Below are 22,249 nucleotides of genomic sequence, written 5' to 3' on the forward strand. Positions count from 1 at the left end.
CGCGTTGGTTACAAAAAGGCAAGGTACGCTGCGCTCTAGGGCGCAAGAGGCGTTATGAAGCGAACTGTTCTGGCCGGTACGCTCGCCCTCACCCTCTCGGCCTGCAGGTGGCGCAGGCGCAGGACATGGCCCCGGTGACCCCTGAGCTGTGTGAAGGGCTGATTCGCCGTCTGGCCGACGCTATTGTCGCGACCATCTTGCTGGACAGAAATGACGCCACCCAGGTGTATTTCGTAACGCGCAACTTGGCGTGCCGGCGGGTCAGCGAAGGGGACTATCGTTCGCGGATTTTGATTCGCAAGTACAACTTCATGGTGGAGCAGGCACGCAATTTTAATATCGACGCCTTGCCGGAAGCCGCCCAGGAATTGATCAACCAGAACAACGCCTCTGACCGCTTTACCGGCTGCTGGAAGACCATCACCCAGAATGTGGGCGTGGTTAGTCAAAATCTCGAGCGCGCGATTCAGATCGTGGTCGAGGACAACCTGCGCTGGAAGGCCCTGCTCCGGGGAACTGCTTGTGTTCCCTGGAGCGCACCAAGGCGTGGCGGTAGAGCGTTTTGCGCTGCGCCCACAGGTTCTGGCTCGGCTGTTGAGTTCGCGCTCCCCCGGGCTGGGGGCTGGCGATCTCGAGCGGCACCTCCAGCAGCATCAGGGTGACGCTCTGGGTCCGGTGGTCGATCGGGTGGCTCTCGAAGCGCACCCCAACAACCCGCAGTCTCTGGAACGCAGTCTTCGCTTTGGCTGCTCCCGCACACGTTGATCACAACCTTGCTCAGGAGCGGCCGGCAAAATCGTCTTGCTCCTGCTGCAACTGGCGCTGGAGCGCCTGGCGCCGTCGCTCCTTGAGCTCGCGCCGCAGGTCGGTCGCCGTGCGTCCTGAACGCAGCGTCACCAGCACGCAGCTCCCCGGATAGTGCAGGCTCTCGCTGAATTCAACCGTCCAGCCGGCCTGCCGCAGCGGCCCGTAGGCCGCGTTGCTCTGCAGTCGGGCGACCGTGTCGTATGGTTCGCTGGTCAGCACCAGGTGGCCGCTGCCGTCCTTCCACAGCCGGGTGTGGTCGAGTTTCAGTTCAGGCGACAGGGTTTTGAGCAGGTCGCTGACCACGCTGGTCTGGACCGGGCCCCTGACTGGCCGCTGCCCGCTCTGCTGGCGGTACGCCTGGTATCGCGCGTCCCGGCGGCTGGCGTGCACCCTGAGCAGCTGGTGGTACGCGGCTCTTTCGCTGCTGGTGGGCTGATGGTCCGCCCGCGTGCGGAGTGAGCTGAGTTCGGCGTGCATCTCGGCGCGGTTGCTGCTGACGTGGTAAATCACGGCGCCGGTCCACCCATAGCGGTCCAAAACCGCGGCCGCGTCTTCTTGATGTCCCAGGCCCAACGTGATTGTCAGGTCGCTGCTGCGCCAGCGCCATTCCTGGCGCAGCAGCGACAGATGCTGGTCTGAGGGAGCATGGACCACTAGGTCGCGGCGGTGTTCCAGGGTCGTCTCGTCTTGCAGGGCGCGGGTGGTGGCCTGTGGTCCCTGGACTGCGGTGTCGATTCCACGGCCCAGCACCTGTGGACCGTCGCCGGGCAGCACCTGGCGTTCTCTGCTGGCGTCCATCACGGTGACCCGGTCGTAGCCCAGGTGCTCGCTGAGCGGGTAGCGGGCCGCCTCGTGACGCGCCAGACACCGCAGCGCCGCGGCGACCCGTACAGGGTCGTCTCCGGTCACCGCTCGGATCTGAGCCTGGCGGTCGCGGGGGCGCGCCTGAATCTCGTGGTCGCGGCGGACCAGGGCTTCAGCTGCCAGGGCTGTTCCGGCAAAGGCGGCGGCGTCCACGCAGGCCAGCAGTTGCTGGCCCAGCTGATCCTGGACGCTCTGCGGCAGCTCACCGAGGAACTGCCCGGCGCGTGCGCCGGCTCCTGGCAGATCAAAAGCCAGCGGCCGGCCCTGGCGCAGCAGGCCCGCGGCTGTGTTCCAATCGTGGTAGCCCAGAAAGCGCGCGGTGAGCTCCAGGGTGTGGCCATGACTCAGGATGCGCAGCACTTCGAGTCCGCGCTTCGTGTGTGCGGCGGCGCGCAGGGTGTTCGCAGCTGCCTTGAGCTGCTCGGTGGATATCACGGGCATGGGAGACCTCCGTCAAGAAGACGAGTCCAACTCTGTGAAGCGCTCGCGTTAGAACAGAGTGGGCTCACCTTAGTACGGGGGAATCCGAACAACGGGGCTGCGCGCATCTCGTGGGTTGCCTTGACCACCGCCTCTGGAGAGGCGGTTGCGAGCCAGCAGGCGCAACCCGAAAACCGCCGTTAGTGTATGCCGCACGTGCACTGGGTGGCAAGGGGCGGGCACGCTTCCAAGTGTGAATCAAGGCCCAGGCCACTCCGTCTTGCCATGGTGCTCCCACACATCGACGGGCAATGGCGCCGGGCGCTGTGGAACGGCAGCACTGGTGAGTCCGTGCTCCCGTGCAGGCAACGTACAGGCAATGGGTGGCAAGGGCGTTCCAACTTCCCCATCTGGCTGAAGACGCATCCGGACAGTCTGCTGAAGGCACTTGGCGCTGCAGCGACGCTGCCTGCGGCAGACTGTCCGCGCCCTGGAAAAGGGCGAGTTCTCTACCCGCGCCGGCGGCCCCTGGTCGGCTGAGCAGGTCAGGCGTCTGCTCAACCGCACGGAGGCGACGCGAGCCCCCTGACGTCGGAGGGACCCTGCGTTCAGGGGCCGGGGCTGAGGCCAGACCGCCCCGGCAACCCGGAACCGGGTCAGCGGCCGAGTGGCGGACCGGAGCGGGGGCACAGGCTGAAGCGGACTCCCCCAGGTCCCGACTGGGCAAGTTAGTGCGTATGCAATAGGGCAGGGCTCAAGCCAAAGCCTAGCCGCGCTCTGGCTTCCAGATCACCTGGAGGCGGCCGGCCACCAGGGGGGTCCGTCGCCCTCCACGGTGACGCGAACCTTCCCGGTTAGTTGAGGGCAGGACTGTGATTGGATCTGGCCACATGTAGGTGACAGCTCAGCGGCGCGACCAGCTGCTGCACACGGCCCGCCAGACGGTCACGGTGCGCGCGATCAGGACCCGCAACAGGCCTACGCTCCGGACGACGGATGGGAACTGCAGCGGCGCCGCTGCTGCGGCCGCGTCACCGGTGATCCGGACCGGGTCAGGCTCGGTCGAACCGTAGGACACGGCGCGCGGAACCGGCGTACTTCCTGGCGCACTCACAGAAACCGGGGCACCAGGGCTCTGGGGGCCACCCTGGTCGGTGGGCTGAGGCGCACTCGCGCCAGGCACGGGCGCAGCAGGCAGCTGATTGCCCCCGGGGGGCAGCCTGGGCAGGTGCCCTGACCAGACAGTCCGGGGCAGCCTCGACAGGCCGAGCTGTTTGCAGGCGGCCAGGGCCTCGTCGAGCAGCCTCTCGGCATGCAGGTAGGCTGGATGCTGAGGACCATGCGCCCGGAACTCCTGTGCGCCGGCCAGTGCAGGCTTGCGCAGGTATTCCAGCACTTCCTTGAGGTCTTCCAGGGTCTCGCCCACCTCCTGCTGGTACACAATTTGGCTTTTGACAATCACGCCAGATGGCGTGGTTGTCTCGAAGGATTTGGGAACAAGCGTGCCCCGTGGCACCATCAGATGCACGTGCAGGCCGCCCTTTTTCTTCCTTTTACCCCGTTCAAGGCTGCACTGATACGGCACCGCTATGTCCACGGCCGCAGTTTTGCCCACGGCCAAGGTTTTGAGCAGGGCCGCGATTTTGAGCACGGCCGCGAATATGAGCAGATCCGTGATGTGGGCGCGGACGGCCGCGACAACAAGCGGGAGATGCGGGTTGTCCCCGGCCCCGTGGATTGTCAAGACAAACACATCCCATTTGGAGGTAACCGCCCACATACGCTGGGCGATCTCCTCAACGCTCTGTTCAACCTGCGAGGGATGTCGACGCAGCTGGTCGCGCGCATAGCGCTTTAGAGGGATCCGGCGGTACCCGGTCCTGGTCCGGGACGGGGCCGCCGTCGCCGCGCCTGGCTGGGGCCGCTGGGAGGTCGGAGCCGCCGCTGGGCAAGGGTTGACCCCGGTGTGGGGCGACACGTGGACAGTGCCCTGGCCCGCCGGGGCAGGCCCGACAACCTGACTCGTTGCTCCAGTGTGGCGGGACTGTGTCTCCCGGCCCGTCATCAGGCCTGATGACAGTCTCTGAAGGGCCAGCACGCACTGGCGTCCGACCCAATAGGTCAGCTGCAGTATGGGGCGAGACAGGGCGGACAGCATCAGAGGTCAGGCGGCGTCGTCGTCCAGCACGTTTTCCAGCGCCTGGTTGCGGAAGGTCTCCAGCAACTGCAGCCGCGAGAATTTGTAGCCGTTGCCGAGGCGCAGGTGTGGCACGCGACCGGCCCGCGCCAGATCCAGCAGCTCGGCGGTACCGATACGCAGGAGGCGCGCGGCCTCAGCCGTTCCCAAAATTTCATCCTCTTGCTGCTTGATTTTTTGCAACATCTGCGTCACGTCCTCCAGCAGACGAGGAATGCGAGTCAGGACTTCCAGATCTATCACCAGATGATGATAGACATGGAGCACGCCATTTGTCACCCCCCCCTGGTGATGTATCATAAGGTCATGGAGAGCAATAATCTGAACGAATCCCGTCTGGGACCGAATCGATTTGATGAGCTTGACGCAAATGCGGCGGGCAACCTGATCCGCCGACGCCGAGAACAACTGGGTTTGTCGCTGGCAGATGTGGTGTCGCGGACTACCGTCTCTTCCCCCCAGTACCTGCACAAATTGGAACACGGTCTGGTACATGTGGGCCGGAGCAAGCATGTTGCGAGCCTGGCCATCGCCCTGGAACTGGACGGCGAGGACATCGCCGCGCTCAGCAACCGCACGCAGTCCATGTCCGTGGTCGACGTGCGTTACCCGACCGCGTTCCAGGTCCCCATCGTGTTGGCGGGAACTTACCCGAAGATCGGGGCCTACACGCTGGCGCGACGGCCTAACGAAGTGCAGGTGGTTGACACCACGCAGAAGGACCTGATCCCCGGCCGCCTCTACGTGATCGTAGGAGAAAAGCCCAAGACCGAAGCCCCCGTGGACAAACCGCCTGCGCAGGAGGGTGCTGTGGAAGAGAAGGCGACGGAATTGGACGCTGCGGAGAAGCAACGCCAGAAGGAGGATTTTGAAAAATTCGGTCATTGTGCCCGGGCCGTCGAGGCCACGGACGGTTCGATCCACTTCGTGACTGACGAGGGGATCTTCAGCTCTGAGGAGGTAAGGGTTTTTGGCCGCATCACTTTTGTGGCTCACCCCCAATGAGCAGCGCAGCCCGCGACAAAGCCCGGGCGCCCAATGGGAGTGTCTCGATCGTCAAGCGGATGGACGGCCGGTTTTCGCTGACGATCGAATTGCCCCGGGGGGCAGACGGCAAGCGTAACCGGCACCAGAGTACGCACCGGACCCGGCAGAAGGCGGAGGCGCGCGCCCGGAAGTTCAACTACGAGGTGGCGTCCCGCGCACCTGAGGCGCGAAGCGAGGTGACGGTGTCAGCCACGCTGCAACACTGGCTGCGTGAGCAGCCGCCCGGCGAGTACAGCACCCAGCTCAACCGGGCGTGGCTGGTCGCGCTGATTGAAAGCCATATCGGCGAACAGAAGCTCGTCAAGCTTCGTGAGGGCCACATCAAAGCATTTTTGCAGAATCTGGCAGCCGAGAAGAAGCCCAGCACCTGCGCCAAGGTGCTGCATGTGCTCCGGGCGGCCCTGCGGGGCGCAGTGCGCGACGGTCTGATCACGACCAATCCGGCTGACGACATCAGGCCTCCGACGCTGCATCACGAGGTCAAAGACGCCTGGAGCCGTGATGAAGTCCGGCGGATTATGCGTGCGGCACGGGACGGGGCCATGCCGGCGCTGATCCTGGTGGCCCTCAGCACCGGAGCACGCATCGGCGAGCTGGTGGGCGCGGGGTGGGAAGACTATGACCCCAGGGCAGGCACCCTGCACATCACAGAGACCGCGAAGCGCAGCGGCGGCAGGGGCAAGCCGAAGACGCATGCGGCCCGGCGAAAGCTCAAGTTGACGCCTCTCGTGCAGCGCGCCCTGGCCGCGCATCTGGAACAGGTGATTGAGCGCAAGCGACTGGCAGGACCGCTCTGGGGACAGAAGCGCATGGTTTCCGAAAAAGTGCGCGAGAAGCAGCGCCAGGCCGCGCGTGCGCGCTGGAATTCCAGCCTCCCCCAGGGTTGGATTCCGCGCCCGCCACCAGCTGTGGCTTACGAGCCCCTTTTCCCGACGAGTCACGGCACGCCGCTCAGCCCGCGAAATGTGCGGCGCGAGTGGGCGCGGGTTCTGGAAAAGGCCGATGTGAAGTACCGGGAGTTTCACGCCATCCGGGCCTCGTTCATCACCGCTGCGCTCGTGAACCGCGTGGTGAGCCTCAAGGACCTGCAAGATGTTGTCGGTCACACGTCGCCGGTCATGACGCTGCGCTATGCCCAGCGCAGCCAGGAGCGCCAGGCGCAGGTGATTCGGATGGCGAACGAAGAAATGGGGCTCGACGATGACGATGAGGAAGACAGGTCAACCACGCGATCGGCCTGACCTGGGTGGGCATCCAAGCGGCAATCATGGGCGTCGTCTTCGGGCGACGCCTTCGCGTCTGCCTATTAAGGACGGCTTGTCCTCCTGGCTTCTTGACCCAGGGCTCGTCACCGCGACGCAGGGCAGAAGGAGTTGTCTGTCACTTGTCTGTCAAATTGAGCTACGATCGGAGGCAATAAAAAAAATGCCGTCTAGGACGGCATTCTGGTGGAGGCTTGGGGATTCGAACCCCAGACCCTCCGCTTGCAAAGCGGATGCTCTCCCGCTGAGCTAAGCCCCCTCAGCGGGGCGCAGACTAGCAGACGCGGGGGCTGCATGACAAGAGGTGCCGCTGTGGCGAAGGCAGCAGGCGCGAGGGGACGTTGGCACCTGGGGTCGAATTGCAACACGGCGCCTCTCCTTTCCCAGTCTCCAGGGCAGTTGATGACCTCAGCCCGCCAGTGCCCGCGCGGCCCAGTACGCCGCGAAGCCCCCCAGGATGCCCAGCGCGAGGTGCCCGCTGCGCCACACGATCACCCCTCCCACCACGCTGGCAAGCAGGCGGCGCGGCCATTCCGGGCTGCCCAGCACTTCGGGGACGATCAGGGCGGCGATCACGCTGACCGGCACAAATTGCAAGAATGCCAACCAGAACGGCGGCAGGCGCACCCGGCCCAGGTTGAGCCCCAGCCAGCGGGCCGGGTAAGTCACGGCCCACATCAGCACGATCACGGCAGTGACAGTCACGCGCCCGCCTGTCGTTCGGCTGCAGATGCCCGTCCAGTCAACCACGCCCCCAGCAGCGCGCCGCCGATACCCGACAGCAGGATCACCACACCGCCGGGCAAAAAGCGCGACAGGCCCCACGCGGCCAGCCCTGACATCAGCGCCACCAGCACGGTCACGCGGCCCCGCAGCATCGGCACCAGCAGGCCCAGGAAGGCCAGCGGAAAGATCACGCCCACGCCCAACGCTTCGGGAGAGGGCAGCACCGCGCCGCCCACCGCCCCCAGCAATGTGGAGGCGTTCCAGACCGTGTACAGGCTGAGTTCCGCGCCCAGCACGTAGCCGAAGCTGGGGCCACCCGGCTCCTGTTTGCCCTTGACCGTGACCATCCCATACGACTCGTCGGTCAGGAATTGCGCGGCGATCAGGCGTTGTGGGCGGGTCAACACCAGTTGCCGGGACAGGCTCAGGCCGTACAGCAGGTGACGGGCATTCAGCAAAAAAGTGGTCAGCACAATGCCGATGGCCGACGCCCCGCCAGCCACACCGTAGCCCGCGAACAGGCCCGCCGCCGCGAACTGCGACGCGCCCGCAAACACGCTCAGGCTCATCAGCTGCGTTTCCCACACGCTCAGGCCCGAGGCCCGCGCCGTGACCGCGTAGGCCACTGCGAACGGCACCATGCCCAGCCACAGCGGTGTCATCACGCGGAAACCTCGCCAGAACGCAGGCCAGAATGGCGACACCGGGACAGACGCGAGCATGCCTGTCAGCTTAGCGGGTGATCCTCCAGTCTGGAGGTTGACGGCCCCTCTATGCTTGTCGACATGACCCGCCTGAACGCTCGTTCCCGCCTCGCCCTGCCGCCGCGTGTGCGGCTGTGGCTCGGGTTGCTCGTGGCCCTGGCGCTGGGCTATCTGGTGGCGCTGGCGCAGAACGCTGTGGTACGGCCCCCGCTGGTAGTCGGGCAGGACGCCGTGCCCCCGGCGGGACAGGCGCCGGGCGTGATCGCCACGCTGGAACACGAGGGCGGCGCGTTTATCGACATCCGGCCCGCAGGCGAGGTGAAGACCCTGCTGGTGTATTACCCGGGCGGGTTCGTGCGCCCGCAGGCCTACGAGTGGCTGGGCCGCGCCCTGGCCGCCGACGGCGTGCAGACGGTCATCCCGGTGTTTCCCCTGGATCTGGCGGTGACCGGCGTGGGCCGCGCCGACGCGCTGATCAAGAAGTTCGGCGCGGGCAGGATGGTGGTCATCGCGGGCCATTCGCTGGGCGGGGCGATGGCGGCGCAATACGCCACAGACCACACGGCACAACTGAATGGCATGATCCTGATGGGCGCGTATCCGGCGGGCAACGTCAGCCTGAAAGGCGCCGCCCTGCCCGTGCTGTCGCTGCTGGCGGAGCGTGATGGAGTGGCTGCTTCCGCCGACGTGCGTGATGGCCTGAACCGCCTGCCGGACAGCGCCCGGCTGACCGTGATCCCCGGCGCCGTCCACAGCTTTTTTGGACGGTACGGCTCCCAGAAGGGCGACGGCCTGCCCACCGTGACCCGCGCGGCCGCCGAGGTGGACATCCTGAAGGCGGTCAGGGCATTTCTACGGCAACTGCCCGCTCCGTAAGGTTACGGCGGGGCACTGTCACTACACCGGCACGGCGCTGGATGGTCCCAGAGCCGTGCCGGTCTCCCACAGGTTCTTCCAGTGTGCAGGTCTATTGAAACAGCTGCGCCACCTTGATCAGGGTCTGCCACACGCCCCACACCAGCGGAAGGCCAGGGACCAGCCACACGAGGTAGGTCATGGGAGAGGTCTTTTCGGTGGGCGTCTCGGTCCGGTTGGTCATGTCGTTCTCCTCGGCGGCTCAGTCGTCGGCGGCGGACGGGCTGGCGAGCGGTTCCTGGCCTGCAGGTGGGGCGGCCCAGTAGCGGCTGGCCACCGGGCGGATCAGCAGGTTGGCGACAAACCCGACGATCAGCAGCCCGGCCATGATGTACATGACGGTCGAGTACGCCTGTGCGGCGGGAATGCCCGCCTTGATCTGGCTGTCGCGGAAGCCGTTGACCAGCGTGGGGCCGGCAATGGCCGCCGCGCTCCAGGCCAGCAGCAGCCGGCCGTGGATGGCGCCCACGTTGGCGGTGCCGAACAGGTCCCGCAGGTAGGCGGGCACCGTGGCGAAGCTGCCGCCGTACATGCTGAGAATGACGCAGAAGCCGGCCACGAACAGCGCCAGGCTGGCCAGGTTGCCGAACAGCGGGATCAGGAAGTACAGCACGGTGCCCAGCACAAAGAAGACCATGTAGGTGGGTTTGCGTCCCAGCCGGTCGCTGATCGTGGACCAGAAGAAGCGCCCCGCCATGTTGAAGATGCTCAGCAGGCCCACGAACCCGGCGGCGGCGGCGGCCGTGACGCCAGCCCCGGCCCCCAGCACCTTGTCGCTGAACATCTCCTGAATCATGACGCTGGCCTGCCCGAGCACGCCGATTCCGGCGGTCACGTTCAGGAACAGCACCGCGAACAGCAGCCAGAACTGCGGGGTGCGGAACGCCTGATCGACCAGCACGTTGTGGTTGGAGATCATGCCGCCCGCCGCATTGGCCCTGGGCACGTAGCCTGCCGGCGCCCAGCCCTCGGCGGGAATCCGCACCATCAGTGCGCCGAACACCATGAACAGGAAGTAGACCGTTCCCATGATCAGGAACGTGGAGCCGACGCCCAGCGTGCCGTCCCCGGCGAAGCGGGCCATCAGCGCCGTGCCCAGCGGGCTGCCGATCAGCGCGCCGCCGCCGAACCCCATGATCGCCATGCCGGTGGCCAGTCCGGGCCGGTCTGGAAACCACTTGATCAGTGTGCTGACGGGGCTGATGTACCCCAGACCCAGGCCAATGCCCCCGATCACGCCGTTGCCCAGAATCACCAGCCACAACTGGTGCTGGCTGACGCCCAGCGCCGCGATCAGGAAGCCGCCGCAGAACAGCAGGGCACTGGCAAACATGGTCTTGCGCGGTCCCTCGCGCTCCACCCACTTGCCGAACAGCGCCGAACTCGCCCCCAGGAAAAACAGCGCCACGCTGAAGATCAGGCCCACCTGAAACAGCGACCAGTCGCCCGCCGCCCCGGTTTCAGCCTGTACGTCGCCGCTGATCAGCCGCGAGAGGGGCTTGTTGAACACCGAATAGGCGTAGATCTGCCCGATGCTCAGGTGAACGGCCAGGGCGGCCGGCGGCACCAGCCAGCGGCTCCAGCCCGGCCCGGCCACGGAATGTTCACGGTCCAGAAATCCCATAGAAGCTCCTGTCTCCATTTTGATTTAACGTGAAATGATCTTAGCGGCTTTCACGTGCATTTCGGTACGTGTTGCGACAGTTCCTCTGCCATGGTCCCGGCAGGAGGACCGCTGGCGGATCAGGCCGTGCCTGCTCACTCTGCCGGCCCCCGCACCCGGACTGCGCCCGCGTACACCGTGAAGCGGCCCTCACGGGTAAAGCCGCACAGCGTGACCCCAAAGACGGCCGCCGTGTCCACCGCCAGACTGGTGGCCGCGCCCACCGCCACCACCACCCCGATGCCGGCGGTCACGGCCTTCTGCACGATCTCGAAACCGGCGCGGCTGCTGACCACCAGCACGTGATCACGCAGTGGGAGGCCAGCAATCTGCGAGCCGACTACCTTGTCCACGGCGTTGTGCCGCCCGATGTCCTCGCGGGAACACAGCAGACGCCCTGCCGCACTGAACAGCGCCGCGCCGTGCAGCCCGCCCGTCTCCTGAAAGCCGGCCTGGGTCTCGCGCAGCCGCTCCGGCAACCCGGCCAGCACGGCGGCGCACACTGGCCCCGCCGTCCAGGGTGGGGGAGACGCCCGGCTCAGCAGCTGCTCGACGCTGCCTGACCCGCAGACCCCGCAGGCGCTCGACGACACGGTCAGTCTGGCCCCCGCCGCCAGCCGCTCATGCTCGGGGGTGTGCAGGTGCCAGACGTTGGCGTTTTCCGGGTCGGCCTGCAGCGTGGAGTCCTGCGGCCACAGGCCCTCGGAGACCAGCCAGCCCAGCAGCAGCTCGCGGTCCTGGCCGGGCGTCCGCATCAGCACGCCCAGCGGCAGTTCGCGGTCCGGGGTGTGCAGGCGCAGTTCCAGCGGTTCCTCGACGGCGACGGCGTCGGTGCGGCGGGACCACTCGCCGGTCCGGTACAGCCGGACGGGCAGGTGAACGACGCCCTCCGCATCTACCGGCCCGCCCGACGGCATGTTCAGCGGCCCACCTCGGTCTGGTTGGCGGTCTGCGTGGTCTCGCCGTTCGCCTCGCGCAGCGCGCGGCCCGCGCCCTTCAGCACGGCCATCAGCGCGCCCAGCGCCACTTGCACGTCCCGGTCTTTCAGCAGGCCCAGCAGCTCGCCCAGGCCGATGCCCTTGCCGGCGGCGACGTGCCGCGCCCCCTCGTGAACGCCCGTGGTCACGGCGCTGCCCAGAATGCCGACCTCGTGCGGGTCCAGGGTGGACAGCGTCTTGCCCAGCTCCGTGACGTTGCGCAGCAGGGTGGTGCCGCTCTCGCCGCCCAGGATGTGCAGCAGCGACGCGGTCAGGCCCTCGCCGCCGCGCACGGTCTTGCCCAGCACGTCCAGCACGCCGTGTTCGTGCAGCTGCCGCAGGACGTACAGCCCCTCTTCCAGCGCGGCGGTCGAATCCTCGACGGTCGAATGCAGGCGCTCCTGCGGCGTGGGTTCGCGGGGCGTGAAATCAAGCGCCTTGGCCATGACAGCTCCTCGTGGAAAGTTGCATCAGTCGTCCGCGCCCAGCGCGTCGGTGCGGGCGTTCAGGCTGTCGCCCAGCATCGGCAATTCGCCGCCCGGATACACGTAGTCGGGCCGCGCCCATTTGCGCTCGACCTCCACGCCGGTCTGGGGCGTGGGGTGGCCCCAGCGGAAGTTGCGGGCCGGCAGCGGGTTGTCGCCCACCTCGCCCAGCAGTTCCATGCGGACGCGGTTGTCCTTGTAGGCCGGCGTGTTGGTGATCGAGTCCCCCTGGGAGCCGGTCAGGTGGTTCACGGCGTCCTGCGCCTTGCGGGCGTTCATGGGGACGTACAGTTCGTTGCCGCTGACCCGGCCCGTCACCAGGGCCTGAAGCCGCACTGCGCCGTGCGCGCTGACGAGGCGCACCCACTGCCCGCTCTGGATCCGGCGCTCGGCGGCCAGTTCCTGGCTGACCTCCACAAACGCGTCGGGGGCCGTGACGGCGATGCCCTCCACCCGGAAGGTCATGTTGCCCTCGTGGAAGTGTTCCAGCATGCGCCCCGAGTTCAGGTGCAGATCGAACTCGGCGTCCGGGGCCAGCTGGCGCGGGCGGTATTCCCCGGCGTACAGGCGGGCCTTGCCGTCCGGGAAGTTGAAGCGCTCGGTGTACAGCAGCGGCTGATCGGTGCCGTCCTCGGCCACCGGCCAGCACAGCGTCTGGTACCCTTCCAGCCGCTCGTAGGTCACGCCCGCAAAGAATGGCGTCAGGCGCGCGATCTCGGCCATGATCTCGGAGGGGTGGGTGTACCCCCAGCGGCGGCCCATGCGGTCCGCGACGCCCATGTAGATCTGCCAGTCGGGCCGGGTGCCCTTCAGCGGTGGCATGACCTCGTACAGCCGCTGCATGCGTCGCTCGGTGTTGGTGAACGTGCCTTCCTTTTCCAGCGACGCGGCGGCCGGAAGAACCACGTCCGCGTACCTCGCCGTGTTCGTGAAGTACAGGTCCTGCACCACCAGGAATTCCAGCGCCTCGAACCCTTCTTGCAGGTGGTTGGCGTTGGCGTCGGTCAGGCTCATCTCCTCGCCGGTGATCCACATCGACTTGAGCTGCCCCTGAATCGCGGCGTCCAGCATCTGCGTGTTGTCCAGGCCCCGCTCTGGCCGCAGCGTCACGCCCCACTCGCGCTGGTGGCGCTGCACGGTCAACTCGTCGGTGACTGGCTGGTACCCGCTGACCTGATCCGGCTGGGCGCCCATGTCCGACGCGCCCTGCACGTTGTTGTGGCCCCGCAGCGGGTACGCCCCGGTGCCCAGCCGACCGTAGTTCCCGGTGATCAGCAGCAGGTTGGAGATGGCGGCGCTGGTGTCGGTGCCGCCGCACTGCTGGGTCACGCCCATCGCCCACAACACGCACACGCGCTCCTCTGAGGCGATCTGGCGGGCCAGGGCTTCCAGGGTGGCGGCGCTTAGGCCGGTTTCCCGCTCGGCGTAGTCCAGCGTGAAGTCCTGGATCGACGCGCGGAACTCATCCAGGCCGTTGACGCGCTCGGCCAGGAAGGGTTTGTTCTCCAGGCCGTGGTCGAGAATGAACTTGCTGACCGCGCTCAGCCACACGAAGTCGGTGCCGGGCTTCGGGCGGTGGAAGGCGTCCGCGCGCCGGGCCAGTTCATGCTCGCGGATGTCGAACACCACGACTTTCGTGCGCCCCAGCTTCTGCGCCCGCTTGATGCGGGTCGCCAGGACCGGGTGGCTCTCGGCGGTGTTGCTGCCCACCGTGAGGATCAGGCTGGCGTTCTCGATGTCGCGGATGGTGCCGCTGTCGCCGCCGATGCCCACGGTCATCGCCAGGCCCTTGGAGGCCGGCGACTGGCAGTAGCGCGAGCAGTTGTCCACGTTGTTGGTGCCGATCACCTGCCGCGCGAACTTCTGCACCAGGAACGCTTCCTCGTTGCTGGCCTTGCTGCTCGCCACGAAGGCCAGCGCGTCCGGGCCATGCTGGGCCTTGATGTCCATGAAGCGCCGCGCCACCAGGTCCAGCGCCTCGTCCCAACTGGCCTCGCGGAAGCGGTCGCCCTCGCGAATCAGGGGCGCGGTCAGGCGGTCGCCGCTGTTCACGTAGTCCCAGCCGAACTTGCTCTTGACGCAGGTGCTGATGCCGTTGGCGTGCCCCAGCCCCGGCTCCACTTTCAGGATGTGCCGCTCGTCGGTCCAGACGTCGAAGGAGCAGCCCACGCCGCAGTACGTGCACACGGTCTTGGTCTTCTTGATGTAGCGGTCACGCGCCGCCGACTCGATGTCGGAGACGTTCATGATCGGCTTGAGGCCCATGCTGGCCTCCACCCCCTTGACCACGTCCACCGCCGCGTTGAACACCGGCAGCGCAATGCCGGTGAACAGCCCCGCCTGTCCCAGCATGGACTTTTCCTGCAAGGCGTTGCACGGACACACCGTGACGCAGTGGCCGCAGCTCACGCAGCTGGATTCGCCGATCGGCTTGCCCCCGTCCCACAGCACGCGCGGCTGTTCGGCCTCCCAGTCGATGCTCAGGGTTTCGTTGACCTGCACGTTCTGGCAGGCCTCCACGCAGCGTCCGCACAGGATGCACTGGTCCGGGTCGTAGCGGTAAAAGGGGTTGCTGTCGTCCTTGGGAAACCCCTTGGGCTGAAAGGGCCGGGTCTGGTGGTTGATCCCCAGCACGCCCAGCGTGTTGTGCACGGTGCAGTTGCCGTTGTTGTTGTCGCAGACCGTGCAGTACAGGTCGTGGTTCGACACGATCCGGTCATAGGCGTCCCGCTGCGCCGCCCGCGCTGCAACGGTCTGCGTGCGGACCACCATGCCCGCCGCCACTGGCGTCCCGCAGGCGCGCCCGATCTGCCCGTCGATCTCCACCGAGCAGGTGTCACAGGTCTGGATCGACCCCAGTTGCGGGTGGTAGCAGACCTGCGCCAGCTCGATCCGGGCGCGGTTGATGGCGTCCACCAGGGGTTCGCCCAGATAGGCCGTGAAGGTGCCGCCGTCGATGTGAAGGTCCACCGCTGGCCCTGGTGCCGGACGGGTCGGTCCCACCGTGGAGCGAATGTGGACCTCGTTGGAGACGGACAGATGATCCGGTTGCTGCATGCTTGAATGCCTCCCAGCACTTGTGTGATGTCCGGAGTATAGAAGCGGCCCGGCGGCGGAACGTGGATTTTTAGTTACGAAGGCTGTGTGCCGACAGCTGAGTGGGCCGCGATGGTGGCCCCGGCGCTGTTGCGAGGCGGCGGGCAGGCGGCACAATACGGCGGATGCCCGGTCCCGCCGCTCTCACCCCGCCTGCCGCCCCCGGTCTGCCCGCACCGAACGCCACTTCCGCCGAGCTGCTGCGCCTGGTTCACGGGGCGCCGCCGCCTGTGCTGGAAGCCGTGGCCCGCCATCCCAACACCCCGGTTGCGCTGCTGGGCGAGCTGGCCGTGACCTTTCCGGAGGCGGTGCTGGCCAATCCTGCCCTTCCGCTGCTGCGGCTGGCGCAGGCGGGCCAGATCCGGGCGTGGTCCGGGCTGGCTGTCTCCCGGCTGGCGGCGGTAGACACGGCCCCCGAATGGGTGCAGGAACTGGCCATGCGCCACCCGGACCGGCAGGCCCGCTGGGCGGTGGCCGGGCGGGCGCGCCTGAGTCCGGAGCGGCTGGCCCAGCTGGCCGACTGGGGCGAATGGCAGCTGCGCGCGGCGGTGGCGCAGCACCCGGACCTGAGCGCCGAGCTCGTCGAGCGGTTTTCCACCGACGGGGAGTACGGCGTGCGGCTGGCCCTGTCGGCCCGCACCGATCTGCCGCCCCACATCCTGAGACGCCTGCGCGTGGATCCGCACCCGCTGATCCGCCGCCGCCTGCAACTGCAGGGATTTGGGATGACCGGAACAGGCCCGTGAGCGACGTGATCCCCTCCCTTGCCTTGCGCCAGCCGATCATCTTCCTGGACGTGGAAACCGGGGGTCGTGACCCGGCCCGCCACCCGCTGCTGACGGTGGGGGCCGTGACGCTGGGCCTGGACGGTCAGATTTCACGGCCCATTCACCTGCGGGTCAGGCATCACGAATACTGCGTGGAGCCGGGCGCCCTGGCCGTGACCGGCATCGATCTGCTGGACCATGACCGCGCCGCCCAGCCGCCCGAGGAGGTGGCCGCCGCCCTGCGCGAATACGCCGCCGGGGTGGGCCGGGTGATGCTGGGCGGCCACAACTTCGGCTTTGACCTGGGCTTCTTGCGCCCGCTGCTGCCGGACCTGCGCCGGGTGTTCCGCAGCAGTTACGTGGACACCAAGCTGACCGCCCAGTTCCTGATCCACGCCGGCGTGCTGCCGCATGGGGTGGGCACGCCGCTGGCCCAGCTGACCGAGCATTTCGGTATCGAGTACGCGGCCCACGACGCGCTGGAAGACGCCACCGCGACGGCCAAGGTGTACGTGGAACTGCTGAGGCTGGTGGGGGCCGGTCCGGCCACCGGCTGACTCCGGCCCTGTCGCTACAGCACCAGCACGCCGTGGTGCTTGGCCTTATCCTGCGGCTCCACGTGAATGGTGATGCTGCTGTCGGGCATCTCGGCGCGGATGGCGTCTTCCAGGCGGTCACAGATGCTGTGGGCCTCCTGCACCGACATCTCGCCGGGCACCACCATGTGGAACTCGATAAAGGCCAGCCGTCCGGCGTGGCGGGTCCGCAGGTCGTGCATTTCCAGCGCGCCGTCGCCGTGTTCGCTCATCACCCGGCGGATGCGGCCCTCGGTCTGCGGGTCGACGGCGGCGTCCATCAGGCCGCCCACGCTCTCGCGCACCAGGCCAAAGCCGCTCCACAGGATGTTGACCGCCACCAGCAGCGCCAGCGCCGGGTCCAGCCAGTTCGCTCCGGTCAGTTTGGCGGCCAGCACGCCCAGCAGCACGCCCACGCTGGTCAGCACGTCGGTTCGCAGGTGCCGCCCATCGGCCACCAGTGCCGGGGAGCGCAGTTCGGCCCCCGCCCGCAGCAGCCGCGTGGCCCACAGCGCGTTGATCACCCCGGCCCCCAGGTTCACCAGCAGGCCCGGATACGGCGCGTCCAGCGGGCGGGGGTCCATCAGCCCGCCCAGCGCCTCGCGCCCGATGCTCAGGGCCGCCAGTACGATCAGCACCCCCTCGGCCACCGCGCTGAAGTACTCGGCCTTGGTGTGGCCGTAGGGGTGATTGGAGTCGGCGGGCAGCGCCGCCACGCGCAGCGCGATCAGGGCCGCCAGCGCCGCCGCCACGTTCACCACGCTTTCCAGCGCGTCCGAGTACAGCGCCACGCTGCCGGTCATCAGGTAGGCCACGAACTTCAGGCCCAGCACCACCAGCGCCACCAGCACCGTCCACAGCGCCAGTCGCGCCGCCCGCCCGCCGCCCTGCGGCCGTGGGGTGCTGTGGGTGGAGGGCGACACACTCATTCCCAGAGGCTAACAGGGTTAGGCGCGGCAAATGCCGTGTTGCAGGCGAGAACTGACGCGGAGACAGGGACCAGCGGGCGAAGCGGGCAGCCCCGGCCCCTGCTCCAACTCAGGCTCCAGTTCAGGGGCCGGGCCACGTCGCCGTCACCTTCATGAAGTGCCGATCCAATGGGGGAGGCCGGACAGGGACCGCACGACGGAAAGGACCGCTGGCACGCACGTCAGCCACCCGTCATCCCGCTGACCGTAAGCTGAAGCACGATTAACGTTGCCCCCTGCCCCACTCATGGCCCGTCATGTTGCCCGCCTTAACCTGCGTCTCGGAGGTACCACCCGTGAAAAAACTCTTGATGATCCCCGCAGCCCTGCTGCTGTCCACCGCCGCCGCCGCCCCCAAGATCAGTGCCCAGAGCATCATCGTGAACCCCACCCAGCCTGACCTGAGCGTCAGCGTGCGTATTGACAAGGACTCCAGCGGCGCGCAGAACCCCGCGTACAAGGTGGGCGAGAAGGCCGTGATCAGCGCCACCGTCAACCGCGACGCCTACGTTTACCTGTTCAACGTCAACCCCGACGGCAGCGTGGACCAGATTCTGCCCAACCGCCTGAGCGACAGCAACTTCGTCAAGGCCAACACCACCCGCAGCTTCCCGGCCCCCGGCGACAAGTTCACCTTCGACATCGCCGGCCCCATCGGTCAGAACAAGGTGCTGGCCCTGGCCAGCCTGAGCGAACTGAACCTGAGCCAGATCAGCTCGTTCAAGACCGCCCAGGACCAGTTCGCCACCGTCAATGCCAAGAGCCAGGCAGGGCTGGCGCAGGCCCTGAGCATCGTGGTGACGCCCATTCCCCAGAACTCCTGGGTGAGTGATACGGCCTTCTACACGGTGGCCGGGCAGACCCCCATCAGCACCGGCAGCCTGTTCGTCGGGGCCAACGTGGACAACGCCACCGTGACCCTCAACGGTCAGCGGCTCGGCGGCGCGAACGTGACCTACAACAACCTGCGTCCCGGCAGCTACCCCATCCGCATCCAGGCGCCCGGCTACCGCGACATCTCCACCACCGTCGCCATCCGCGCCGGCACCACGACCAACGTGAATGCCGAGTTCGTCGCGGTCACGCCCCCCGCCCCCACCCAGCTGACCATCACCATTCGCAGCAGCGTGAACAACGCCCGCGTGTTCGTGGACGGCCGTGAAGCCGGCACCATCAACAACGGCAGCCTGAGCATCCAGGTGGACCGGGGCAGCCACGAGATCGTGATGATCGCCCCCGGCTACCGCACCTTCCTGAGCACCTACAACGTGACCACCAACGGTCAGATCACCATCAACCCCACCCGCTAACGTTAGCCCTGTGGTTGTGATGCCCCGCCTCGTCGGCGGGGTCTTTTCTGTGCCGGGCTGGCGCCCGTTACTTGGGTCCGTCCGTCAGCAGATCGTGCAGCACGCGGGCCGTCATGCCCCAGATGTCGTGGCCCTGCCAGGGATAGCGGTACAGCACCACCGGCTGCCCGTCCGGCATCTGGCGGTCCTCGCGCGTCGGCGTCAGGGCCCGCAGTTCCGAGAGCGGTGGCAGCAGCAGCTGGACCACCTCGCCGGACAGCCGCAGCGTGGGTTGCGCCGGAATGCGCGCCAGCACCGGCGTGACGTGAAAGCCCGCCGGGGTGAACACGTCGTCCATCTCGCCCAGCACGGTAACGGCGGCGGGGTCCAGCCCCACCTCCTCCCAGGCCTCGCGCAAGGCCCCGGCGGTCACGCTCTCGCCGGCCTCCAGACTGCCGCCCGGAAAGGCGATCTGGCCCCGGTGGGTGGGCAGTTCCGAGGACCGCACGGTGAGCAGCACCCGCGGGTCCGCCTCACGGGTCAGGGCCACCAGCACGGCGGCGGGGCGGTACTGCGGCAGGTGCAGCGGCTGACGGCGGCGTCCGGCCAGCCAGCCGGCCCAGGGATCACGCTCGGCTGTGGCGGATGGATCTTCGAGCAGCGACACGTCAAGCGGGTCCGTGCGGGACGGCCCGCTCACGGGGCGGCGGTCTCGTCCGGCAGGGCCTCCAGCGTGCGCGTGGTGTGGTCCCGGAGGGCCAGTTCGGCGTCTACGCCGTGCGCCCGTGCCCAGGCCACGGCGGCGGCCAGCACGTCGGCCACCCCCTGCGGCGTGTCGGGGGCCGCCTCCAGCGCGGCCGAGAGCTGGTCCCGGCCCCCGCTGACGCCCGCCAGCCGCTGCGCCGCTGCCTCACGGGCCAGCGCCCCCAGCGCCGAAGGCACCCGGTCCAGCGCGCGGCGGGGCTGGCCCCCCTGTTCGGCGGCCTTGATGGCCTGCCAGTTGCGGACCACCTCGGCGCTGCCGCTGACCTGGGTCTCTCCGAACACGTGCGGGTGACGCCGCACCAGCTTGCTCACGATGGACCCCTCCACGTCCGCGTACCCGAAGGTGCCCGCCTCCTCGGCAATCACGCTGTGAAAGGCCACCTGCAGCAGCACGTCGCCCAGTTCCCCGGCCAGCTCCGCCGAGCTGCCGCCGTCGATGGCGTCCACCGCCTCGGCCGCTTCCTCCAGCAGGTAGGGGCGCAGCGAGGCGTGGGTCTGCTCGGCGTCCCAGGGACAGCCGTCCGGGGCGCGCAGGCGGCGCATGGTGTTCAGAAGGTCCTGCATGCGGTCCACTGTAGCGCCTGAGGCGGCGGGGTTTTGTGGATCTGGTGCGGCGGCGCAACACGCGCCTCATGTCCGCTTCACGGCCCATCAGACGGGCTGTGCTGCACTGTGACCATGTCCCTGCGAGCCTCCCTGACGTCCGCCGCCCTGTTGAGCCCCCTGGTGCTGTCCGCCCACGCCCAGACTCCGGCGGCACCGTTGCCCACCGACTGGAGCAGCGCCCGGCTGTCCAGTGCCACCTACGTGATCCTGGACCCGCAGCTGGTGGGGCCCAACCTGCTGGGCGGCAGTGACCAGACCAGCGTCCTGGCCGCCATGCGCCGCGACGCGGGCGGCGCGCTCAAACGGCGCTATCCGGGGGCCACCATCAGCCGGGACGCGGCCAGCCCGCAGGCCATTCGCGTGACCCCGGTGCTGCAGACGCCCGGCGCGCTGTTGCCGTGGCTCAAGCTGACGGCCCGCCTGGATTTCGCGCTGCCGGGGGGAGAGCGGGTCAGCGTGGGACAGGAATTCAGCCTCTGGAGCGTCTACCAGCATCAGTCGGAGGCCGCCAATTTCGTGTACGACCAGCTGGCCCTGCGGCTGCCCTGAACGGGACGTCCAGACCGTTTCTCCTTTCCCACGAACGGCCCTCGCCCCCCTTCTCTCATCGAGGAGCGGGGTCACCCCCAATGGGTGCTGTGTGCCATGGCATTTTCTGCACATGAGAGTCCGGTAAACAGTATGTTGGGTGGTGATGAGAAGAGCGTATCTACAACGTTGTGTGGCGATCAGTGTGCGGCGCCGATTGGGCTGGGTGATCGCGGCGGGTCTGGTCGGCACGGCTGGCGCTGGAGTGATAGAGCCTGGTCCGGCGGGCTTGCTGATGGGCACGGCGGGACTTGCGGGCCTGAGTGCCCTGGGCATCGCCGTGAACTCCTACCTGCGGCACTCCGGGGATCCGGAAGCCCAGCCGTGGTACGGGCGCTGAATCCAGAGCATTTGTCAAAAGTCCTGTTTGCTTTTGACCGAACGGACTGGCACAGCTCGCAGAAAGTGAGTGAATTTTGCTGAGCATCTGGGACTTGCAAAGCTGCGGAGCAGAGAATGGAGGCATCAGAAGTCTTTTTTCTGATGCCTCCATTCGGACAAATGCTCCAGGAACCACCGGACAGAGCCGTCCGTCGCTCCACGGGGTTTAGCTCGCCTTGTGATTCCAGAGGGCGGCGCCCAGGCGTGTTAGCGTCGTCCAATGACTGACCAGACAACACAGCAACAGGCAGGAACGCGCGGCAGCGCCTTTGTCACCGGCGCCAGCAAGGGCATCGGCTATGAGGTGGCGCGGGCGCTGGCGGTGGCGGGGTACGCCGTGACCATCACCAGCCGCGACGAGGCCGAGATCAGCGAGGCGGCCCGCAAGATCGGCGGCACGGCGCGCGGTGTGGTCTGCGACGTGCGTGACCCGGAAGCCCTGGTGCAGGCGGTGAACGGGCATGTCGAGGCCTTCGGGGGTCTGGACGTGCTGTTCGTCAACGCGGGTGTGGGCAAGTTCGACAACGTGGCCGACATGAGCATCCAGGACTGGCAGGCCGTGATCGACACCAACCTGTCGGGGGCCTTCTACACCATCAAGGCGGGCATTCCGGCGCTGAAAAAGCGGGGCGGCTACATCTTCACGCTGTCCAGCCTGGCGGGCAAGAACCCGTTCGCGGGCGGCGCGGCCTACAACGCCAGCAAGTTCGGCCTGAACGGCCTGTCCGAGGTGCTGACCCTGGACCTGAGGGCGCACGACATCAAGGTGACGCAGATCATGCCCGGCAGCGTGGCGACCCACTTTGCCGGGCACACGCCCTCCGACGCTGACGCCTGGAAAATCCAGCCCGAGGACATCGCGCAGCTTACGGTGGACCTGCTGAACATGCCCGCCCGCACGCTGCCCAGCAAGGTTGAGGTGCGGCCTAGCAAGCCGCCGAAGAAATAGGGCCGACACTCAGTCCCTCTTGAGCGGCGCCAAGCCATAGCAAATCGAAAAGAGGCCGGGCGGTTCCATCCGGTAGTTGGCTGGAACCATGCCCGACACCACTGAAATGAGAGCGTCCGGGGCCTATCCCCGGACGTGTCAAAAGAGCTCCCACTCGAGAGTTTCGTCTGTCAGAACCCCGCCTGTCCAGTCCAGCAT

General features: G+C 67.4%; 23 protein-coding genes and 1 tRNA gene. 10 read left to right on the forward strand and 14 right to left on the reverse strand.

Going from position 1 to position 22,249, the window contains the following annotated elements; genetic code table 11:
- Positions 1-125 precede the first annotated feature (125 nt).
- Positions 126-662, forward strand: a complete 537-nt coding sequence (locus FHR04_RS06415; RefSeq protein ID WP_139401747.1) for a hypothetical protein — start codon at positions 126-128, stop codon at positions 660-662.
- Between the two features lie 115 nt (positions 663-777).
- On the opposite strand, the gene FHR04_RS06420 is transcribed toward FHR04_RS06415, so the two are convergent.
- From FHR04_RS06420 to FHR04_RS06430, 3 genes are all read right to left on the reverse strand, one after another.
- Positions 778-2,112, reverse strand: a complete 1,335-nt coding sequence (locus FHR04_RS06420; protein WP_139401749.1) for a glyoxalase superfamily protein — start codon at positions 2,110-2,112, stop codon at positions 778-780.
- A gap of 883 nt (positions 2,113-2,995) precedes the next feature.
- Positions 2,996-3,871 (reverse strand): hypothetical protein, encoded by an 876-nt coding sequence (locus tag FHR04_RS06425; protein WP_139401750.1) that lies wholly within the window; start codon positions 3,869-3,871, stop codon positions 2,996-2,998.
- 384 nt (positions 3,872-4,255) lie between these two features.
- On the reverse strand, positions 4,256-4,531 hold the full coding sequence (locus tag FHR04_RS06430) for a helix-turn-helix domain-containing protein (RefSeq protein ID WP_139401752.1): 276 nt from the start codon (positions 4,529-4,531) through the stop codon (positions 4,256-4,258).
- 63 nt (positions 4,532-4,594) lie between these two features.
- On the opposite strand from FHR04_RS06430, the gene FHR04_RS06435 reads away from it, so the two are divergent.
- Positions 4,595-5,293: a helix-turn-helix domain-containing protein gene (locus FHR04_RS06435; RefSeq protein WP_170213871.1), complete on the forward strand. Its 699-nt coding sequence runs from the start codon at positions 4,595-4,597 to the stop codon at positions 5,291-5,293.
- Positions 5,290-6,576, forward strand: coding sequence for a site-specific integrase (locus FHR04_RS06440; protein ID WP_139401757.1), 1,287 nt, complete (start codon positions 5,290-5,292; stop codon positions 6,574-6,576). Before FHR04_RS06435 ends, FHR04_RS06440 begins: the two co-directional genes overlap by 4 nt.
- A gap of 205 nt (positions 6,577-6,781) precedes the next feature.
- On the opposite strand, the gene FHR04_RS06445 is transcribed toward FHR04_RS06440, so the two are convergent.
- From FHR04_RS06445 to FHR04_RS06455, 3 genes are all read right to left on the reverse strand, one after another.
- Positions 6,782-6,856, reverse strand: a tRNA-Ala gene (locus tag FHR04_RS06445).
- A gap of 149 nt (positions 6,857-7,005) precedes the next feature.
- Positions 7,006-7,302, reverse strand: coding sequence for an AzlD domain-containing protein (locus FHR04_RS06450; protein WP_139401758.1), 297 nt, complete (start codon positions 7,300-7,302; stop codon positions 7,006-7,008).
- Positions 7,299-8,045, reverse strand: coding sequence for an AzlC family ABC transporter permease (locus tag FHR04_RS06455; protein WP_139401760.1), 747 nt, complete (start codon positions 8,043-8,045; stop codon positions 7,299-7,301). Before FHR04_RS06455 ends, FHR04_RS06450 begins: the two co-directional genes overlap by 4 nt.
- A gap of 63 nt (positions 8,046-8,108) precedes the next feature.
- Between FHR04_RS06455 and FHR04_RS06460 the strand changes: the two genes are divergently transcribed.
- Complete coding sequence (locus FHR04_RS06460) at positions 8,109-8,903, forward strand: alpha/beta family hydrolase (protein ID WP_139401762.1); 795 nt, start codon at positions 8,109-8,111, stop codon at positions 8,901-8,903.
- Positions 8,904-8,994: 91 nt separating this feature from the next.
- Here FHR04_RS06460 and FHR04_RS21580 read toward each other — a convergent pair whose 3' ends face one another.
- From FHR04_RS21580 to fdhF, 5 genes are all read right to left on the reverse strand, one after another.
- Complete coding sequence (locus FHR04_RS21580) at positions 8,995-9,126, reverse strand: MFS transporter small subunit (protein WP_260170217.1); 132 nt, start codon at positions 9,124-9,126, stop codon at positions 8,995-8,997.
- Between the two features lie 18 nt (positions 9,127-9,144).
- Positions 9,145-10,566 carry an OFA family MFS transporter gene (locus FHR04_RS06465; protein WP_139401764.1) on the reverse strand — a complete coding sequence of 474 codons (1,422 nt, stop codon included), beginning with the start codon at positions 10,564-10,566 and terminating at the stop codon, positions 9,145-9,147.
- Positions 10,567-10,700: 134 nt separating this feature from the next.
- Positions 10,701-11,522 carry a formate dehydrogenase accessory sulfurtransferase FdhD gene (locus FHR04_RS06470; RefSeq protein ID WP_139401765.1) on the reverse strand — a complete coding sequence of 274 codons (822 nt, stop codon included), beginning with the start codon at positions 11,520-11,522 and terminating at the stop codon, positions 10,701-10,703.
- 2 nt (positions 11,523-11,524) lie between these two features.
- A complete protein-coding gene (locus FHR04_RS06475) occupies positions 11,525-12,028 on the reverse strand; it encodes a helical membrane plugin domain-containing protein (RefSeq protein ID WP_139401767.1) in 504 nt (167 codons plus the stop codon).
- A gap of 24 nt (positions 12,029-12,052) precedes the next feature.
- Positions 12,053-15,124 carry a formate dehydrogenase subunit alpha gene (gene fdhF, locus FHR04_RS06480; protein ID WP_139401769.1) on the reverse strand — a complete coding sequence of 1,024 codons (3,072 nt, stop codon included), beginning with the start codon at positions 15,122-15,124 and terminating at the stop codon, positions 12,053-12,055.
- Between the two features lie 164 nt (positions 15,125-15,288).
- On the opposite strand from fdhF, the gene FHR04_RS06485 reads away from it, so the two are divergent.
- Positions 15,289-15,909: a hypothetical protein gene (locus FHR04_RS06485; RefSeq protein WP_139401771.1), complete on the forward strand. Its 621-nt coding sequence runs from the start codon at positions 15,289-15,291 to the stop codon at positions 15,907-15,909.
- Positions 15,906-16,487, forward strand: a complete 582-nt coding sequence (locus tag FHR04_RS06490; RefSeq protein WP_249039009.1) for a 3'-5' exonuclease — start codon at positions 15,906-15,908, stop codon at positions 16,485-16,487. The genes FHR04_RS06485 and FHR04_RS06490 overlap by 4 nt, the downstream gene beginning before the upstream one ends.
- A 14-nt stretch (positions 16,488-16,501) precedes the next feature.
- On the opposite strand, the gene mntE is transcribed toward FHR04_RS06490, so the two are convergent.
- The gene (mntE, locus tag FHR04_RS06495) at positions 16,502-17,434 is read right to left on the reverse strand and encodes a manganese efflux transporter MntE (RefSeq protein WP_052195333.1); all 933 of its coding nucleotides are present in this window, start codon (positions 17,432-17,434) and stop codon (positions 16,502-16,504) included.
- 335 nt (positions 17,435-17,769) lie between these two features.
- Here mntE and FHR04_RS06500 point away from each other — a divergent pair, with 335 nt between their 5' ends.
- The gene (locus FHR04_RS06500; RefSeq protein ID WP_039683769.1) at positions 17,770-18,783 is read left to right on the forward strand and encodes a DUF4384 domain-containing protein; all 1,014 of its coding nucleotides are present in this window, start codon (positions 17,770-17,772) and stop codon (positions 18,781-18,783) included.
- Positions 18,784-18,850: 67 nt separating this feature from the next.
- On the opposite strand, the gene FHR04_RS06505 is transcribed toward FHR04_RS06500, so the two are convergent.
- Both FHR04_RS06505 and FHR04_RS06510 read right to left on the reverse strand, forming a co-directional pair.
- On the reverse strand, positions 18,851-19,462 hold the full coding sequence (locus FHR04_RS06505) for an NUDIX hydrolase (RefSeq protein WP_375782579.1): 612 nt from the start codon (positions 19,460-19,462) through the stop codon (positions 18,851-18,853).
- Positions 19,459-20,091 (reverse strand): MazG family protein, encoded by a 633-nt coding sequence (locus tag FHR04_RS06510; RefSeq protein ID WP_139401775.1) that lies wholly within the window; start codon positions 20,089-20,091, stop codon positions 19,459-19,461. The genes FHR04_RS06505 and FHR04_RS06510 overlap by 4 nt, the downstream gene beginning before the upstream one ends.
- Positions 20,092-20,205: 114 nt before the next feature.
- Here FHR04_RS06510 and FHR04_RS06515 point away from each other — a divergent pair, with 114 nt between their 5' ends.
- The 3 genes from FHR04_RS06515 to FHR04_RS06525 all read left to right on the forward strand — a co-directional run bounded on the left by FHR04_RS06515 (position 20,206) and on the right by FHR04_RS06525 (position 22,051).
- The gene (locus FHR04_RS06515) at positions 20,206-20,682 is read left to right on the forward strand and encodes a hypothetical protein (RefSeq protein WP_221265513.1); all 477 of its coding nucleotides are present in this window, start codon (positions 20,206-20,208) and stop codon (positions 20,680-20,682) included.
- A 184-nt stretch (positions 20,683-20,866) separates the two neighbouring features.
- The gene (locus tag FHR04_RS06520) at positions 20,867-21,061 is read left to right on the forward strand and encodes a hypothetical protein (protein WP_139401777.1); all 195 of its coding nucleotides are present in this window, start codon (positions 20,867-20,869) and stop codon (positions 21,059-21,061) included.
- Between the two features lie 261 nt (positions 21,062-21,322).
- Positions 21,323-22,051 carry an SDR family oxidoreductase gene (locus FHR04_RS06525; RefSeq protein WP_139401779.1) on the forward strand — a complete coding sequence of 243 codons (729 nt, stop codon included), beginning with the start codon at positions 21,323-21,325 and terminating at the stop codon, positions 22,049-22,051.
- Positions 22,052-22,249: the final 198 nt, after the last annotated feature.

The organism is Deinococcus radiopugnans ATCC 19172 (genome assembly GCF_006335125.1).
Classification (GTDB): Bacteria; Deinococcota; Deinococci; order Deinococcales; family Deinococcaceae; genus Deinococcus; species Deinococcus radiopugnans.

Excerpts from the sequence above, each read along its gene's own strand:
- FHR04_RS06515 (WP_221265513.1), top strand. The coding sequence starts at position 20,206 with ATGTCCCTGCGAGCCTCCCTGACGTCCGCCGCCCTGTTGAGCCCCCTG.
- FHR04_RS06485 (WP_139401771.1), top strand. The coding sequence starts at position 15,289 with ATGCCCGGTCCCGCCGCTCTCACCCCGCCTGCCGCCCCCGGTCTGCCC.
- FHR04_RS21580 (WP_260170217.1), bottom strand. The coding sequence starts at position 9,126 with ATGACCAACCGGACCGAGACGCCCACCGAAAAGACCTCTCCCATGACC.
- FHR04_RS06460 (WP_139401762.1), top strand. The coding sequence starts at position 8,109 with ATGACCCGCCTGAACGCTCGTTCCCGCCTCGCCCTGCCGCCGCGTGTG.
- FHR04_RS06440 (WP_139401757.1), top strand. The coding sequence starts at position 5,290 with ATGAGCAGCGCAGCCCGCGACAAAGCCCGGGCGCCCAATGGGAGTGTC.
- FHR04_RS06525 (WP_139401779.1), top strand. The coding sequence starts at position 21,323 with ATGACTGACCAGACAACACAGCAACAGGCAGGAACGCGCGGCAGCGCC.
- FHR04_RS06455 (WP_139401760.1), bottom strand. The coding sequence starts at position 8,045 with ATGCTCGCGTCTGTCCCGGTGTCGCCATTCTGGCCTGCGTTCTGGCGA.
- FHR04_RS06475 (WP_139401767.1), bottom strand. The coding sequence starts at position 12,028 with ATGGCCAAGGCGCTTGATTTCACGCCCCGCGAACCCACGCCGCAGGAG.
- FHR04_RS06435 (WP_170213871.1), top strand. The coding sequence starts at position 4,595 with ATGGAGAGCAATAATCTGAACGAATCCCGTCTGGGACCGAATCGATTT.
- fdhF (WP_139401769.1), bottom strand. The coding sequence starts at position 15,124 with ATGCAGCAACCGGATCATCTGTCCGTCTCCAACGAGGTCCACATTCGC.
- FHR04_RS06415 (WP_139401747.1), top strand. The coding sequence starts at position 126 with ATGGCCCCGGTGACCCCTGAGCTGTGTGAAGGGCTGATTCGCCGTCTG.
- FHR04_RS06510 (WP_139401775.1), bottom strand. The coding sequence starts at position 20,091 with ATGCAGGACCTTCTGAACACCATGCGCCGCCTGCGCGCCCCGGACGGC.
- mntE (WP_052195333.1), bottom strand. The coding sequence starts at position 17,434 with ATGAGTGTGTCGCCCTCCACCCACAGCACCCCACGGCCGCAGGGCGGC.
- FHR04_RS06420 (WP_139401749.1), bottom strand. The coding sequence starts at position 2,112 with ATGCCCGTGATATCCACCGAGCAGCTCAAGGCAGCTGCGAACACCCTG.
- FHR04_RS06425 (WP_139401750.1), bottom strand. The coding sequence starts at position 3,871 with ATGTGGGCGGTTACCTCCAAATGGGATGTGTTTGTCTTGACAATCCAC.
- FHR04_RS06465 (WP_139401764.1), bottom strand. The coding sequence starts at position 10,566 with ATGGGATTTCTGGACCGTGAACATTCCGTGGCCGGGCCGGGCTGGAGC.
- FHR04_RS06470 (WP_139401765.1), bottom strand. The coding sequence starts at position 11,522 with ATGCCGTCGGGCGGGCCGGTAGATGCGGAGGGCGTCGTTCACCTGCCC.